A 15,928-nucleotide genomic window follows, 5' to 3' on the forward strand; every position below is an offset into this window, starting at 1 on the left:
TCGCGCTTTCGCGTCGCGGGCGGCGCTCAGTCGCCGTGCAGGGCGTCGCGCACCTCGTCCTCGACGTTCCGCGGGGCCGCGCGGGCCGCCGTCGTGTCGATGACCGCCTCGTGCACCGTGCCGCGCCACGGATACGGCGGCCGGTAGGCGGCGGTGTCGACCGCGAGACCGCTGTCGTGCCCCACCCGCAGGCCCGCGCCACCATGCTGGAAGGTGTACGGGAACGCCCCGCCGAGGGGCACCGAGGCGATGTCCGCGCCGCCCAGCACGAGGGTGAACACACCGCACCGCGCGCCCTGTTCGGCAGCGGGCGCGTCGAACCGCACGCCCATCCGGTGCCTGCCCGCGGGCAGCGGCTCGTCGGCCACGACCCGGTCCAGGTCCCCGGCCCGCGAGCAGCTGAAGGCGAGGCGGCCCTCGTGGGCGTACAGGACGAAGCCGCCGTTGAGGTCCCCGAGCGCGCACAGCACCCCGGTCGCGGGACCGTCCTCGGGGACCTCCGCGTCGGCGGTGAGCGTGAATCCGGCGAAGAGCAGCGGCAGTGCCTCGTCGTGCACGGGTGAGGTGCCGGGGAGGTAACGGGCGCGGCCCCGCGGCGGCCAGGCGGGCGGGATCATCGCGCTGAGCCGCTCCTGCATGCGGTCGTCCAGCGGCAGCACGTCGTTGCGCACGGCCTCCGCGTCCCACAGCTCGGCCAGCTTCCGTACGACGTCCGGGTGCCGGTCCGCGACGTCATGGGCCTCCGCGAAGTCGTCCGAGAGGCGGAACAGGGACCAGCGGTCGGCGGTGAAGTCGCGGCTGCCGGGCAGCAGTCGCTCCTCGTCGGCGACGCCACGGGACACGTGGTCCGTGGTGGCCTTCCAGTCGCCGTGCACGATCGAGCGGGAGCCGAGCATCTCGAAGTATTGGGTGGGGAAGGGGCGTTGGACGTCCGCGTCGTCGACGAGGGGCAGCAGGCTACGGCCGTCGACCGGTTGCTGGGGCACGCCGTCCACCTCCTCCGGGGCCGGGACTCCGCACGCGTCGAGTACGGTCGGCATCAGGTCGACCACGTGCGTGAACGCGGTGCGGACGGCGCCCGCGTCGCGGATCCGGCGCGGCCAGTGGGCGATCAGCGGGGCGCGGGTGCCGCCGAGCCAGGTGTAGCGCTTCCACAGCCGCAGCGGGGTGTTGCCCGCCCAGGCCCAGCCCCAGGCGTAGTGCGGATAGGTCGCGGGGCCGCCCCAGTCGTCGAGCGCGGCGAGGTTGCGGGCCGCGCTGTCCCCCGAACGGGCCGTGAAGCGATGCTCGTTGAGGGTGCCGAGCGCGCCGCCCTCCGCGCTCGCGCCGTTGTCGGAGAGGACGAGGACGAGGGTGTCGTCGAGGCGGCCCGTGCGGCGCAGGAAGTCCAGGAGGCGCCCGATCTGGGCGTCGGTGTGGGTGAGGAACCCGGCGAACACCTCCTGCATGCGGGCGAAGACGCGCCGTTCGCCGCCGTCGAGGCCGCGCCAGTCCTGGATCCAGGGCGGGCGCGCGGTGAGGATGGTGTCGCCGGGGACGACGCCGAGTTCCCGCTGGCGGGCGAAGGTCTCCTCGCGCCAGCGCTCCCAGCCCTGGTCGAAGCGGCCCCGGTAGGCGTCGCTCCAGGCGCGGGGCACGTGGTGCGGGGCGTGTGTCGCGCCGAGCGGGAGGTAGAGGAAGTACGGCTTGCCGGGGGCGGCCTGCCGCTGGTCGCAGATCATGCGGATCGCGCGGTCGGCGAGGTCCTCGCTGAGGTGGTAGCCGTCCTCGGGGCGGGCGGGCGGCTCGGCGTAGTGGTTGTCGCTCACCAGGTGGGGCGCGTAGTGGTTGGTGTCGCCCTGGAGGAAGCCGTAGAAGCGCTCGAAGCCGTAGCCGAGCGGCCAGCGGTCGAAGGGGCCCGCCGCGGTGCGCTCCCAGCGGGGCGTGAGGTGCCATTTGCCGACGGCGAGCGTGCTGTGGCCCGCGTCGCGCAGCAGCCGGGGCAGCGGCACGGCGGACCTCGGCAGGCGCGCGGAGTAGCCGGGGTGGGCGATCGGCAGGTCGACGAGGAAGCCCATGCCGACCGCGTGGTGGTTGCGCCCCGTGAGCAGGGCGGCGCGGGTCGGCGAGCACATCGCGGTGACGTGGAAGCGGTTGAAGCGCAGTCCGTCGGCGGCGAGGCGGTCCAGGTGGGGCGTGGCCATGTCGGAGCCGTAGCAGCCGAGTTGGGCGAAGCCGAGGTCGTCGAGGACGATCACGACGACGTCGGGGGCGCCGGGCGCGGGGCGGGGCCCCGCGTAGGCGCGGGGGTCAGTCATCCGCGGTGCCTCCTGGATCCGGGGGACGGGGTTCGCGCACGGCGCCCGCGTCGCCCTGCCCCGCGAGCAGCGCGCCGGTCGCGGGCGAGAGGGGGGCGCCGAGCACGGCGACGGCCGCGTCGACGAGGTTGGCGACGAGGAGGTCCGTGCGGCGCCCCGGCGCGGCCGAGCCGGACTGCAGGGCCCGTTCGTGGTCGGCCAGGGTGTGCAGGGTCAGGCCGACGAAGACGCGCCACCGGTCGGCGCGGACCGGGGCGGGGAGTTCGGCGAGGCAGGCGTCGATGCGCGGGCGCAGCCGGTGCAGGGCGCGCGTCCAGGTCTCGGCGGCCAGGTCGTACGGGGCGATGCCCTCGACGTACAGGGCCTGCGCGACGAAGCGGAGGAAGTAGCTGGGCGGCGCGTCGGGGTCGGCCGCCGCGCGGGTGATCCGCTCGGCCATGGGGTGCACGAACACCTCGACCAGGGGCCGGAGTTCCTTGCCGACACCCTGCTCGTCGAGTGCGGCGATGCGGCGCAGCTGCCCCTCGTTGGTCGGCCCGAGCCGATGCGCGTACACGGCGGTGACCAGGCCGCGCTTGTCGCCGAAGTGGTAGGCGACGGCCGAGGTGTTGCGCTGACCGGCCGCCGCGGCGATCTCGCGCAGCGACACCGCGTGGACGCCGCGCTCGGCGAAGAGCCGCTCGGCGGTCTCGATCAGCCGGATCCGGGTGGCCGCGGGGGCGGTCCTTGCTTCGTCCACGTCGGTCAGTGTGCGGCCCTTGCCCCTTCAACGCAACTGCGTTAAACAGTGAACTTGCCCGAGCAGCAGGAGAGTTGAGACCACTGGCGACCGACCGAGCGGTGGTGCGACCCAGGCCATGCCCTCCGATCCCGCACGCTCCACCCCGCTGCCCGACGAGCGTTCCCCCGCCTCGTACGCCCTGCTGCTGGCCCCGCTCATCCTCCTCACCGAGGTCACCGCGCTCGAACTGACCCTGATCTACCCGGTGTTGCCGCTCCTGTCCGACGCCTTCGACACCGCGTCGATCGGCTGGACCCTGACCGTGGTGAGCCTGACGGGGGTGGTGGCGCAGCCGTTGCTCGGCAGGGTCGCCGATGTGATCGGGAAGAAGCGGATGATCCTGTACGCCGCGGGGGCCTTCGCCACCGGCTCGCTGATCTGCGCGCTCGCGCCCTCCTACCCCGTGTTCCTGACCGGCCGTGCCGTCCAGGGCACCTGCCTGGTGATGGCCCCCGCCGCGTACGGCCTGATCCGCGACGTCCTCCCGGCCCGTGTCGTGCCGGTCGCGCTCGGCGCCGTCACCACCGGGATCGGCCTGAGCGCCATCGTCGGCCCGCTGACCGGCGGCGCGCTCGGGCAGACCTTCGGGTACCGGGCGGTCTTCTGGTTCGCGCTCGGCTACGTCGCCGTGCTCACGCCCTGGTTCGCGCGCACGCTGCCCGAGTCGCCGGTGCGGCGGCCGCGCGAGGAGCGGCGCGGCATCGACGTACGCGGCGGTCTGCTGCTCGGCGCGGGCGCGGGCGGCCTGTTGCTCCTCGTCGGCCAGGGCGCCGCCTGGGGCTGGACCTCGGTGGCCACGCTCACCGCGCTCGGCTCTTCGCTGCTGCTGCTCGTGGGATTCGTACGACGTGAACTGCGCGCGCCCGCGCCGCTGATCGACCTCCGGCTCCTCGCCGGGCCCGCGCTGCGCTGGACGCTGCTCGCGGCGTTCTCCGGGGCGTTCGCGATCGGCGGTACGGCCTTCGCGATGCCGATGCTGGTACAGACGCCCACGTCACTCGGTTACGGATTCGGCATGAGCGTGCTCGGCGCCGCGGTGTTCCTCGTGCCGCAGGGGCTGCTCGGCGCGGCGTGCGGGCCGCTCGGCGGACTGCTCGCCCGGCGGCGCGGCCCCCGGTACACCCTCATGGCCGCCCTCGCGGGACTCACCGCCACCACCCTCACCCTGGCCCTGCTGCACACGGCCGTCTGGCAGCTCCTGCTCGCCGCGCTGTTCATGGGCGCGGGCTTCGGCTGCTTCTTCGTCGGCGTCTCCAACCTCGTCGTGGAGGCCGTCCCCGCCGACCGCACGGCGGTCGGCGCGGGCCTGATGGGCGTCGCCAACAACCTGGGCCAGGCGACGGGCGTGACCGTCCTCGGCGCGGTCCTCGCCCGGTACGTGGTGGACGACTCCGACGAGGACCACGTCCTGTACGCGGAGACGGGGTACGCCCTGGCCCTCGGCATCGCGTCGGCGGTGGCCTTCGCGGGCCTCCTGGTCGCCACCGCGATGCGGCACGGCCGCGAGCCCGCGACGGGCGGGGTGCTGCGGATCGTGGGCGCGGAAGCGGAGCGGGGGGCGAAGGGGCGGACGCCGTAGGAGGACCGGCACGGCACCCTCATCCGCACCCGCACCCGCACCCGCACCCGCACCCGCACCCGCACCCGCACCGAGCCTTGCCCGCGCCGAGCCTTGCCCGCGCCGACATCCTGCTCCCCGCCCCTGCCCCGCCTCCGGCCCCGCCCCCGGCCTCAGCGAGGGCCGCGCCGCGCCGCCCGCCACTCCGGTGCGAGGACCGACCAGATCTCCTCGTCGTGGCGCTCGCCCCGGTACAGGTAGGACTCGCGGAGCACGCCCTCCTTGGTCATGCCCAGCCTGCGGGCCACGGCGATGCTCGGCTCGTTGTCCGACGAGACCCACCAGTCCACGCGGTGCACGGCCCGTTCCTCGACGGCCCAGTCGATGACCGCGCGCACCGCGCGCGTCACCAGGCCCCTGCCCACCGCCGACGGCTCCAGCCAGCAGCCCGCCTCCGCGGTGCCCTGGGCGACGTCGAGCGTCCTCAGGAGCACCGCGCCGACCAGCGTGCCCTCGACCCTGATCCCGAACAGGCGGCCGGTGTCGGCCGCGGTTTTCTCCGCGTACGTCTGGAGGTAGGCGCGGCTGGACTCCAGGTCGGTGACGATGTCGGGCAGGCCGTTGTGCCGACCGATGAACTCCCTGCCCCGGTCCATGTGCGCCAGGAACTCCGCCGCCTGCCACGGTTCCAGGGGGCACAGCTCCGCGCCGTCGTCACCCAGCGATATGGCGTACATCGTCGTCCTCCCGTGTCGTCTTATCGCACCGCGGTCTGTCATCCGGTCGCGGCGCGAAAGGGATCCTCGCACGTCGGAAAGTGGTTGCGGGCGGCACGACTTCACAGCCCCTCCACGCCCGCGCTCCCGCTCCCACCGCTTCGGCGGTGTGCTGGCCGAAGCGAGTGGGCAGGCGTCCTCACGGAAAGTGGCCGTCCGGCACCGGCCGGACCGACGCGATCGAACCGACGCGAGCGTTCCGCCCGGCCGCGGCGGCCGTCGAACGACGGAGCTCACGTGAGGGAATCGGACATGCCTCTGCCCCCGCAGGACTCTTCGGCCGCCGCGGCCCTGCTCGCGCTGATCGACGGCTCGGGGGACGACGAGGAGGACGAACGCGTCCTGGAGCGCCTTGCCAGGAGCGCGGCCGCCGTCCCCGGCGTCGACGCGGCAAGCTGCACCATCGCGGCACCACCGGGCGGCGCCACCCGCACCGCGGCCTCCGACCTGGTGGCGGAGCAACTGGAGCGCGTTCAACAGGAGTTGGAGGAGGGTCCCTGCCGTGATGCCGCGCGCACCCGCACGGCGCTCAACGACATCCCCATGGTCCATCCGCAGAGCCGCGTGCGCTGGCCCGCGTTCACCCAGCACGCCCTGGACGCCGGAATCACCGCGGTCACGGCCCTGCCCATCACCCACCGCGGGCACCTCACCGGCTCCCTCGACCTCTACCACCAGCACCGCGCCCTGTGCCCGTCGGACGCCCGGTGGGGGCAGTTGCTCGCCGACGCCACGGCCATCGCCCTGGCGCACCGCACGGCGCTGCGCAGCGCGCGGACCCACCACGATCAGTTGCAGACCGCCCTGACCAGCCGCGTCGTGATCGAGCAGGCCAAGGGGATCCTCGCCGAACGCCTCGACTGCACCGTCGACGACGCCTTCGACCGGCTGCGCAAGCACGCCCGCGCGCACCGGATCAAGCTCAGCGACCTGTCGCGGGAGGTCATCACGCACCCGCACTGGGCCACGCCGTTCGTGCGCCCCTAGGCCCTGTCGTCACACTCCCGTCTGCCCCGCGACGCCTGGCACGCACGCTCGCGGCGTTGCCGGAATGCCCGAGTAGGCCCACTACGAGGACATCCCGGCGCCTTGCGATCGCACGCACCAGACGCCGCGGGGCCGCCCTTCGGGCGACGACGGGAGTGTGACGACAGGGCCTAGGCCAGCTCGGCGAGCCAGTCGGTCAGGATGCGGTTGACCTCGGCGGGCCGCTCCTGCTGGACCCAGTGCCCGCAGCCGTCGAGCACGTGCGAGGCGAGGAGCCCGGGCAGCGTGTCGGGGAACGCCTTGATCGCGTCGGCCAGCCAGATCGTGGAGGCGTCGAGACCGCCGCCGACGAACAGCGAGGGCTGGGTGAGGGGCGCGCCCGCGTGGTCGGCGAGGTCCGCCCAGTCCCTGTCCATGTTCCGGTAGCGGTTGAGCGCCCCGGTCAGCCCGGTCCGCTCGAACTCGCCCGCGTAGAAGTCGAGTTCGCGCTCGTCCAGCCAGCCGGGCAGTTTCCCCGCAGGGAAGCGGTCCCGCAGCAGGCCGCCGCGGCTCACGAAGTGCGGGTCGGGCGCGCCGGGGCCCGGCATGGTGTCGGCGGACAGCGCGGCGTAGAAACCGGCGAGCCAGCCCCGCACGTCGGGTTCGATCTCGGCCTCGGCGCGGCCCGGCTCCTGGAAGTACGAGACGTAGAACTCCTCGTCGCCGCCCATCCCCGCGAACACGTCGCTCGGCCGGGGGCCGCCCGGCGGCGTGTAGGGGACGCTCAGGAGTCCGGCCGCGCGGAACACGTCCGGCCTGAGCAGCGCGGCGTGCGCGGCGACGGTGGCGCCCCAGTCGTGCCCCACGATCACCGCGCTCTCCTCGCCGAGCGCGTGCACCACGGCGACGTGGTCGTCGACCAGGTCGAGCATCCGGTACGCGGCGCTCTCCTGCGGCCTCGACGACCGGCCGTAGCCACGCTGGTCGACGGCGACCGCGCGGTATCCGGCGGCGGCGATGACCGGCAGCTGGTGGCGCCAGGAGTACCAGGACTCGGGGAAGCCGTGCACCAGCAGGACGAGCGGCCCCGTCCCCTGCTCGACCAGATGGGTCCGGCCCGCGGGCGAGGGCACCATGCGGTGCGTACGGTCCTTGGCGGCGGACGGCGTCGGGGACATGGACCCTCCTGGGGTGTGCTGAGGCGGCCGGTGACGGGTGGTCGGCGACCGGTGGCCGGTGACCCCGAGCATGGGGCGATTCCCGCGAAGAGCACGCAGACCGTTGCCACTTCGGCAAATCAGGGCCCCGCGCGACCCTCCTACGGGGCGATCGAGTCCACGTACCCGCCGTCGACCCGCACCGCACCGCCCGTCGTGGCGGACGCCAGCGGCGAGCTGAGGTAGACGACCATGTGCGCGATCTCCTCGGGCTCGATGAGCCGCTGGATCAGCGACTGGGGGCGGTGCTCGGTCATGAACTGCCGCTGCGCCTGCTCCCACGGCAGCGCGCGGTCGACCAGTTCGTAGACGAAGTCCTCCACGCCGCCGGTGTGCGTCGGCCCCGCGATCACGGAGTTGACGGTGACGCCGGAGCCCGCCGCCTCCTTGGCGAAGCCGCGGGAGACCGCGAGCAGCGCGGTCTTCGACATACCGTAGTGGATCATCTCGGCGGGCGTGACGAACGCCGAGTCGCTGGCGATGTTCTGGATCCGCCCCCAGGAGCGGCCCTTCATGCCCGGCAGGTAGTGGCGGATCATCCGCACCGCGGTCAGGACGTTGACCTCGAAGTAGCGGCGCCACTCGGCGTCGGTGATGTCCAGGGCGGGCTCGGCGCCGAAGACGCCGAGGTTGTTGACGAGGACGTCCGCGTCCGGCAGGGCGTCGAAGACCTGCGCGGCGCCCTCGTCGGTGGAGATGTCGCCCGGCGCCGCGACGAAGTCGGCGCCCGCGCATGCGTCGGACAGCCGTTTGACGGCGGCGTCCACGGAGCCGACCGAGCGACCGTTGACCGCGACCCGGGCGCCCGCCTTCGCCAGGCCCTCGGCGATCGCGGCGCCGATTCCCTGGGTCGATCCGGTGACGAGCGCGGTCCTGCCTGAGAGATCGATCTGCACGGTGCGTACCTCCAAGAGTTGCTGCGGATGTGTCCGGCGTGTCCGGTGCGGCCTCACGGGACCTCGTACGCCTCTGCTCTGCGTACCCTCGCCCCTGGCCCTACCCCCGCTCCAGCGCCGCCACGAGTACCCGCACGTGCCCGTGCGGCAGGTCCTTCGTGGCCGTGAGGAGGGTGAGGCGGCCCGCGCGGGCGACGGCGCGCAGCCGGTCGAGCGCGGTGGTCCGCTCCGGGTCGGTGAGCTCGTGCCGGTAGCGCTCGGCGAACTCCTCGTAGCGGTCGGGATCGTGGTCGTACCAGTGCCGCAGCTCGGCCGAAGGGGCCAGCTCCTTCTCCCACGCGTCGAGCCCCGCCCGCTCCTTGGAGACGCCGCGCGGCCAGAGCCTGTCGATCAGGACGCGCGTCCCGTCGTCGGGCGACGCGGGGTCGTAGACCCGCTTGACCTGTACGTCCAGGGGGTGGCTCGGCGTCATGGCGGCGTGCTCCGTCCGGTCGGGGGTGCCACCCCAAGGCTGCCGGTGGCTCCGGGCCCCCGCCAATGGGGGGACGTGACCCGTTCGGGCGAGCATTCCGGGCCGCCGCCCCGCGGTCCTGTTCGAGTGAGGCCATGACGGGACGGATCGGCAGCATCGACCGGCGGTGGTTCGAACGGGTGGCGGCGGCGCGGCTGCCCGGCGCGGAGCAGGTGCTGCCGCCGCTCAGCGCGGCGGCGAACCACGGGCGCCTCTGGTTCGGCGCGGCGGCGGCCCTCGCCGTCACGGGCGGTCCGGCGGCCCGCCGTGCCGCGCGGCGCGGCGTCGGCGCGCTCGCGCTGGCGTCCCTGACGACGAACGCCGTGGCCAAGTACGCCGTACGCCGCCGTCGCCCCGTCCTGGACGCGGTTCCCGCGATCCGGCGCCTGGCGAGGGCGCCGTGGACGTCGTCGTTCCCCTCGGGCCACGCGGCCTCCGCCGCCGCGTTCGCCACGGGGGTGGCCCTGGAGGCGCCCCGGTACGGCGCGGTGCTCGCGCCGGTCGCCGCGGCCGTGGCCTTCTCCCGCGTGTACGTGGGGGTCCACTACCCCGGCGACGTCCTCGCGGGATGCGCGCTCGGCGCGGCGGCCGCCGCGGTCACCTGCTACTGGTGGCCGCCGCGCCCCTCGCCCGCGCGGATCCGGCGGACCCGGGTGACGGCTCCCGCGCTCGACGACGGCGAGGGTCTGGTCGTGGTCGTCAACTCCGGTTCCGGCAAGGGCGTGCCGGGGCGCCTGCCCGCGCGTGAGCACCTGGAGCTGCTGCTTCCGCGTGCCGAGATCCTGGAGCACGGGCCCGGGGACGACCTCGGCGACGTCCTGGACAAGGCGGTGGCGCGGGCCGCCGACGCGGCCGGTGTCCTCGGCGTCTGCGGCGGCGACGGCACGGTGAACGCCGCCGCGCTGCGGGCCTCTGCCGCCGGGCTGCCCCTCGCGGTGTTCCCCGGCGGCACCTTGAACCACTTCGCCCTGGACGCGGGCACGCCGACCTTCGAGGACACGGCGTACGCGGTCCGGCGCGGCGAGGCCGTCCGCGTCGACCTGGCCCGGGTGCGCGACGGCGACGGCGCCGATGTCACCGGGTTCGTCAACACCTTCAGCATCGGGCTCTATCCGGAACTGGTGCGCAAGCGCGAGAAGTTGGAGGGCCGCATCGGCAAGTGGCCGGCGGCCGCCGTGTCGTTCGTGGAGGTGCTGCGCACGGCCGAGCCGCTGCGGATCCGGCTCGACGGCCACGACCGCGTCCTGTGGCTGCTCTTCGCGGGCAACGGCCAGTACCTGCCCGACGGCCTCGCGCCCACGCACCGACCCCGCCTGGACGACGGGCTGCTCGACGTCCGCACGGTCGACGCGCAGGCGCCGCTCGCCCGCACCCGGGTCGCGCTCTCCGCTCTCGGCGGCGCGCTGCGGCGCTCCCACGTCTTCCGCGCCGAGCGCGTCGAACAGCTCAGGCTCAGCGGGCTCGACCAGGTGGCCGCCCTCGCGTACGACGGCGAGACCGCACCGGCACCGGACGCCCTGCTGCTCGACAAACGGCAGGCGGCGCTGACGGTCTACAGCCCCGCCGCGCCGCTCGACGAGATCGCCCAGCGGGCCCGGACCGCGACGCTCGCGGCGAACCGGGAACGCCGTCGGCGCCGGCTCTGACACCACCCGTCCGGCACGGCGAGGTATCGTGAGGGGCAGCGATGATCGATCATCACTCATTTTGGCCCCCGGAGAGTACAGATGACCGCCGACGTACCGCCCCGCATCCCCTCCGTGCCCGCCCCCGTGGCGCGCGTCCCGCTCAGCGACCAGGTCAGGAACTTCGTCCTGGAAGGGCTGCTCGAAGGGCGCTGGCAGCCGGGTGACCGGATCGTGGAGCGGCGCATCGGCCTGGAGCTGGGCGTCAGCCAGACCCCGATCCGCGAGGCGCTGCGGGATCTGCAGGCCATGCAGCTGGTCGAGTCGATCCCCAACAAGGGCATGCGGGTCAAGGAGCTGACGCCGGGGCAGCTCAGCGAGGTCTACCCCGTGCGGGCCGCCCTGGAGAGGCTCGCGGCCGAGCTCGCGGTGCACCGGATGGGCGGCGACGTGACCGTGCTCGCGCACCATCTGGGCAGGCTGCGGGAGTTGGCCGAGGCGAACGACGTCGAGGGGCAGATCCACCACGGCGTGGAGTTCCACCGCGAGATCGTCCGGGCCGCGGGCAACCAGGTGCTGCTGCGCAACTGGGAGTCCCTGGCCATCGAGTTGTGGACCCGCCTCTCCCTGAAGTGGCTGCGCACCGAGCCGCACGAGAACGCCTGCGACCACGAGGCGATCGTCGACGCGTTCCGTCGACAGGATCCGTACGTGGGTCGACTCGTGCAGTTGCACGTCCTGAACTACGCGAACCCGGCGGCTTCGACGACCTCGGCGGCTCCGCACGGTCAGAAATGATCGATCATCACTCATCTACTGCCGAGTAAGTGTTGACCACCCACACATCTGACTCCTAGATTCGCCATACGGAACCGAGATTCCATATCACGGAACTCGCGTGTACGCGAAAGGGGATCACCCGTGTCCCAGCTCGACCAACTGCCCGACCAGGACCCGACCGAGGTCGCCGAATGGCGCGCGTCCCTGGACGGTGCCGCCCGGTTCGGGGGCGCCGACCGCGCGGCGCACCTGCTGCGCCGTCTCACCGAGCACGCCCTGCAGACCGGGATCGACCTCCCGCCCCTGCTCGAGACGCCCTACATCAACACGATCCCCACCGCCGCCGAACCGGCCTTCCCCGGTGACGAGGCGATGGAGGCCCGCATCACCGCCTGGAACCGCTGGAACGCGGCCGCGATGGTGACGCGCGGCAACCAACGCGGGGGCCTGGGCGGCCACATGGCCACCTTCGCCTCGGCCGCCTGGCTCTACGAAGTGGGCTTCCAGCACTTCTATCGCGGCAAGGAGGCCGACCACTCGGGCGACCAGCTCTACGTCCAGGGCCACGCGTCGCCCGGCATCTACGCCCGGGCCTTCCTCGAAGGGCGCCTGACCGAGGGCCAGTTGGACCGCTTCCGACAGGAGACGGGCGGTGCGGGACTGCCCTCCTACCCGCACCCGAGGCGGCTGCCCTGGCTGTGGGAGTTCCCCACGGTGTCGATGGGCCTCGGCCCGCTCTCCGCCATCTACCAGGCGCGGTTCAACCGCTATCTGGAGCACCGCGGCATCAAGGACACGTCCGCCTCGCACGTCTGGGCGTTCCTCGGCGACGGCGAGATGGACGAACCGGAGGCGACCGCGGCCCTGGCCCTCGCTTCCCGCGAGAAGCTCGACAACCTCACCTTCGTCGTCAACTGCAACCTCCAGCGCCTCGACGGCCCGGTGCGCGGCAACTTCAAGATCGTGCAGGAGCTGGAGCGGCAGTTCCGCGCCGCGGGCTGGCACGTGGTCAAGTCCCTGTGGGGCTCGGCCTGGGACGACCTGCTCGCCCAGGACACCGACGGGGCACTCGTACGGCAGTTGGGGCGCATCCCTGACGGCCAGTTCCAGACCTTCGCCGCCCGTGACGGCGCGTACATCCGCGAGCGCTTCCTCGGCGCGGACCCCGCGCTGCGCCCGCTGGCCGAGCGGCTCACCGACGCGCGCCTCGAGGAGATCGTCGGCACCTCGCGCGGCGGCCATGAGCCCCGCAAGGTGTACGCCGCCTACCGTGCCGCCGTCGAGCACGAGGGCGCGCCCACGGTCGTCCTGGTCCAGACGGTCAAGGGCTGGACGCTCGGCCCGGGATTCGAGTCGCGCAACGCCAACCACCAGATGAAGAAGCTCTCGGGCAAGGAGTTCCGCGCGATGCGCGACCTGCTCGAACTCCCCATCCCCGACAGCGCCTTGACCGACGACCTGGTGCCCTACGCGCATCCCGGCGAGGACTCCCCCGAGCTGGCCTACCTGCGCGAGCGGCGCGCGGCGCTCGGCGGTCCCGCCCCGGCCCGCAAGGTCGTCGCCAAGCCGCTGCCCGCCACCGGGTCCGCCGTCGCCGACAAGGCGTTCGCGGCGCTCAAGAAGGGCTCGGGGAACCAGGAGATCGCCACCACCATGGCGTTCGTACGCCTGGTCAAGGATCTGATGCGGGACAAGGAGACCGGCCGGCGCTGGGTGCCCATCGTGCCCGACGAGGCCCGCACGTTCGGCATGGAGTCGCTGTTCCCCTCCGCGGGCATCTACTCGCCGCTCGGCCAGACCTACGACCCCGTCGACCGCGACCAGCTCCTCTACTACAAGGAGGCGCGCGACGGCCAGATCCTCAACGAGGGCATCACGGAGGCCGGTTCACTGGCCTCGCTGACCGCGGCGGCGACGTCGTACGCGACGCACGCCGAGCCGATGATCCCGTTCTACATCTTCTATTCGATGTTCGGCTGGCAGCGGACGGCCGATCAGTTCTGGGCGCTGGGCGACCAGTTGGGCCGGGGCTTCGTCATCGGGGCCACGGCGGGACGCACGACGATGACGGGCGAGGGCCTCCAGCACGCCGACGGGCACTCGCACCTGATCGCCTCGACCAACCCGGCCGCGATCAGCTACGACCCGGCGTTCGCCTACGAGGTCGCGGTGATCGTCGAGGACGGCCTGCGCAGGATGTTCGGGCCCGACGCCGAGGACGTCTTCTACTACCTCACCGTCTACAACGAGACGAAGGTCCAGCCGCCGATGCCGCCCGGCGACGACGTCGCGGAGGGCATCCGGCGCGGCCTGTACCGCTACCGGGCGGCCGAGGCCCCGCCCGCCGACGCCCCGCGCCTGCAACTCCTCGCCTCCGGCACGGCCGTCCACTGGGCCCTCGAAGCACAGCGGCTGCTCACCGAGGACTGGGGCGTCGCGGCCGACGTGTGGTCGGCACCGTCCTGGACCGAGCTCCGCCGCGACGCGCTGGCCTGCGACGCCGCGAACCTCGCCGCCGCCTCCCACGACACGGGCGCGAGCGACCGGGTCCCCTACGTCACCCGGGCCCTCGCGGGCGCGCCGGGGCCCGTGGTCGCGGTGAGCGACTGGATGCGTGCCGTGCCCGACCAGATCAGGCCGTGGGTCGAGCAGGACTGGACCTCGATCGGCACGGACGGCTACGGCCTCTCCGACAGCCGCGAGAACGCCCGCCGCCACTTCGGCGTCGACGCGCCTTCGGTCGTGGTCGCCGCCCTCGCGGTCCTCGCCCGCCGCGGCGAGGTCAAGCCGGAGACGGTGCGGGAGGCCGCCGCGCGCTACGACCTGTAGTCCGGCGCCCCTTGCGTACCGAGTGGGCCGTTCACTTCAATGCGGCGTATGACAGCCCGTCGAACGACAGCACAGCGGCATGAAGTCCCCCCGGGCGACGGGCTGCCGCCGACCGCCTGGGCCGTACTCGGTCTGCTCTCCTTCCCCGGGGAGCGGACCGGCTACGAGCTCAAGAAGTGGGCGGACGCCTCCCTCCGCTTCTTCTACTGGTCGCCCGCCATCAGCCAGATCTACGCCGAGCTGCGCCGCCTCGAAGCACGCGGCTACGCCACATCGCGCCGCTCGGGCCCCGAGGAGCCGCGCGCGAAGCGCTCGTACGCGATCACGGAGCAGGGCCGCGCGGCCCTCGCCAACTGGGCGGGCGGCACGCAGGACGCGGGGCCGCCAGTCCTCAAGCACCCGCTGTTGCTGCGGGTCTGGCTCGGGCACCTCACGGCCCCCGACCAGTTGCGCGCGCTCGTCGACGAACACATCGCGCAGACGGAGAGCGACCTCGAGGAGGCGCGGGACGCGCTGGCCCGCGCGGCGGACACCGAGGCGTGGTCCCATCCGCACGTCGCGCTGCGCTGGAGCGTGCGCCGCCTGGAGTCGGAGGTCGATCTCGCGCGGGCGATGCTGGCCGATCTGGCGGAGGCGGGCCCACCGGCCGCCGAAACCACCCCTTCGAGCGAGCTCGGCCCGGCGGAGGCCGGTCAACCCGTGGAGGACTCGCCCACCCCCGGGTGAAGCGGCTCGCCCCGGTGGTGCCGCCGGAGGTAGGACGGACCGGGTCAGCCGTCCCCGCCGTTGGGAGCAACGCCCCCGTGAGCACCCGCGCCGTTCTTGTCGCCGCCCTGATCACCGGACTCATCCTCGGCATCGTGGGAACCCGAGCGGACGACTCCGCTCACCCCCGTCCGGCAGGTTCCCGCACGGAGGCGGGCCGTTAGGCTGCGACAGCCGCGCGGTTCCTCCGTCCTCGCCGTGCGGCCGCCGAGCCGCCGTCGACGGAAGCGAGTGGACCTTGAACCTCCTCACCATCGGTCATCGCGGGGTCATGGGTGTCGAGCCCGAGAACACCCTCCGTTCCTTCATCGCCGCGCAAGCCGCGGGCCTGGACCTCATCGAGCTCGATCTGCATCTGAGCAAGGACGGCGCCCTGGTCGTCATGCACGACGCCGACGTGGCCAGGACGACCGACGGCAAGGGCCCCATCGCCGAGAAGACCCTCTCCGAGCTGCGGGAACTCGACGCGGGGCGCGGGGAACGCATCCCCGTCTTCGAAGAGGTGCTCGACGCCGTGTCGGCGCCGCTCCAGGCCGAGATCAAGGACGTGGCGGCCGCGCGCGCCCTCGCCGACGTCATGCACCGCCGTGATCTGGTCTCCCGGGTGGAGGTCATCTCCTTCCACGACGAGGCGATCGCCGAGATCGCCCGCCTGGTGCCCGGGGTGCGCACCGCGCTCGTCGCCAGCCGCTACGGCACCGACGTCGTGCAGCGCGCCACCGCCGTCGGCGCCACCACGCTGGTCCTGAACATCCGGCGGCTGACGCTCGAGATCGTCGAGCACGCGCGGAAGGCCGACCTGCGGATCATCGGCTGGGTCGTGAACACCCAGGACGACCTGCGTCTGGTGCGCGCGCTCCAGCTGGACGGGGCGACCACCGACTACCCGGAGATCAAGCGGACCGGCCGCTTCACGGCCTGACCCGC

At 73.4% G+C, this 15,928-nt stretch carries 13 protein-coding genes; 7 read left to right on the forward strand and 6 right to left on the reverse strand.

The window, feature by feature from the left end:
- Positions 1–26: 26 nt before the first annotated feature.
- Together KY5_RS04595 and KY5_RS04600 are read right to left on the reverse strand one after the other, a co-directional pair.
- Complete coding sequence (locus tag KY5_RS04595; RefSeq protein WP_098240980.1) at positions 27–2,297, reverse strand: arylsulfatase; 2,271 nt, start codon at positions 2,295–2,297, stop codon at positions 27–29.
- On the reverse strand, positions 2,290–3,036 hold the full coding sequence (locus KY5_RS04600; protein ID WP_098240981.1) for a TetR/AcrR family transcriptional regulator: 747 nt from the start codon (positions 3,034–3,036) through the stop codon (positions 2,290–2,292). Before KY5_RS04600 ends, KY5_RS04595 begins: the two co-directional genes overlap by 8 nt.
- A 118-nt stretch (positions 3,037–3,154) precedes the next feature.
- Here KY5_RS04600 and KY5_RS04605 point away from each other — a divergent pair, with 118 nt between their 5' ends.
- Positions 3,155–4,657 carry an MFS transporter gene (locus tag KY5_RS04605; protein ID WP_098240982.1) on the forward strand — a complete coding sequence of 501 codons (1,503 nt, stop codon included), beginning with the start codon at positions 3,155–3,157 and terminating at the stop codon, positions 4,655–4,657.
- A gap of 152 nt (positions 4,658–4,809) precedes the next feature.
- Here KY5_RS04605 and KY5_RS04610 read toward each other — a convergent pair whose 3' ends face one another.
- Positions 4,810–5,373: a GNAT family N-acetyltransferase gene (locus KY5_RS04610; RefSeq protein ID WP_098240983.1), complete on the reverse strand. Its 564-nt coding sequence runs from the start codon at positions 5,371–5,373 to the stop codon at positions 4,810–4,812.
- A 291-nt stretch (positions 5,374–5,664) separates the two neighbouring features.
- On the opposite strand from KY5_RS04610, the gene KY5_RS04615 reads away from it, so the two are divergent.
- Entirely contained in the window at positions 5,665–6,399 is a 735-nt protein-coding gene (locus KY5_RS04615) for an ANTAR domain-containing response regulator (protein WP_098240984.1), read from the forward strand.
- A gap of 170 nt (positions 6,400–6,569) precedes the next feature.
- On the opposite strand, the gene KY5_RS04620 is transcribed toward KY5_RS04615, so the two are convergent.
- The 3 genes from KY5_RS04620 to KY5_RS04630 all read right to left on the reverse strand — a co-directional run bounded on the left by KY5_RS04620 (position 6,570) and on the right by KY5_RS04630 (position 8,963).
- Entirely contained in the window at positions 6,570–7,556 is a 987-nt protein-coding gene (locus KY5_RS04620; RefSeq protein ID WP_098240985.1) for an alpha/beta fold hydrolase, read from the reverse strand.
- Between the two features lie 140 nt (positions 7,557–7,696).
- On the reverse strand, positions 7,697–8,491 hold the full coding sequence (locus KY5_RS04625; protein WP_098247059.1) for an SDR family NAD(P)-dependent oxidoreductase: 795 nt from the start codon (positions 8,489–8,491) through the stop codon (positions 7,697–7,699).
- A gap of 100 nt (positions 8,492–8,591) precedes the next feature.
- Positions 8,592–8,963 carry a DUF488 domain-containing protein gene (locus KY5_RS04630; protein ID WP_098240986.1) on the reverse strand — a complete coding sequence of 124 codons (372 nt, stop codon included), beginning with the start codon at positions 8,961–8,963 and terminating at the stop codon, positions 8,592–8,594.
- A 134-nt stretch (positions 8,964–9,097) separates the two neighbouring features.
- Here KY5_RS04630 and KY5_RS04635 point away from each other — a divergent pair, with 134 nt between their 5' ends.
- From KY5_RS04635 to KY5_RS04655, 5 genes are all read left to right on the forward strand, one after another.
- Positions 9,098–10,648 carry a bifunctional phosphatase PAP2/diacylglycerol kinase family protein gene (locus KY5_RS04635; RefSeq protein ID WP_098240987.1) on the forward strand — a complete coding sequence of 517 codons (1,551 nt, stop codon included), beginning with the start codon at positions 9,098–9,100 and terminating at the stop codon, positions 10,646–10,648.
- Between the two features lie 81 nt (positions 10,649–10,729).
- A complete protein-coding gene (locus tag KY5_RS04640; RefSeq protein ID WP_098240988.1) occupies positions 10,730–11,425 on the forward strand; it encodes a GntR family transcriptional regulator in 696 nt (231 codons plus the stop codon).
- Positions 11,426–11,548: 123 nt separating this feature from the next.
- A complete protein-coding gene (aceE, locus tag KY5_RS04645; RefSeq protein ID WP_098240989.1) occupies positions 11,549–14,236 on the forward strand; it encodes a pyruvate dehydrogenase (acetyl-transferring), homodimeric type in 2,688 nt (895 codons plus the stop codon).
- 48 nt (positions 14,237–14,284) lie between these two features.
- The gene (locus KY5_RS04650) at positions 14,285–14,962 is read left to right on the forward strand and encodes a PadR family transcriptional regulator (RefSeq protein WP_098240990.1); all 678 of its coding nucleotides are present in this window, start codon (positions 14,285–14,287) and stop codon (positions 14,960–14,962) included.
- A 277-nt stretch (positions 14,963–15,239) separates the two neighbouring features.
- A complete protein-coding gene (locus KY5_RS04655; RefSeq protein ID WP_098240991.1) occupies positions 15,240–15,923 on the forward strand; it encodes a glycerophosphodiester phosphodiesterase in 684 nt (227 codons plus the stop codon).
- The last annotated feature ends 5 nt before the right edge of the window (positions 15,924–15,928 follow it).

This window comes from Streptomyces formicae (assembly GCF_002556545.1).
GTDB lineage: Bacteria > Actinomycetota > Actinomycetes > Streptomycetales > Streptomycetaceae > Streptomyces > Streptomyces formicae_A.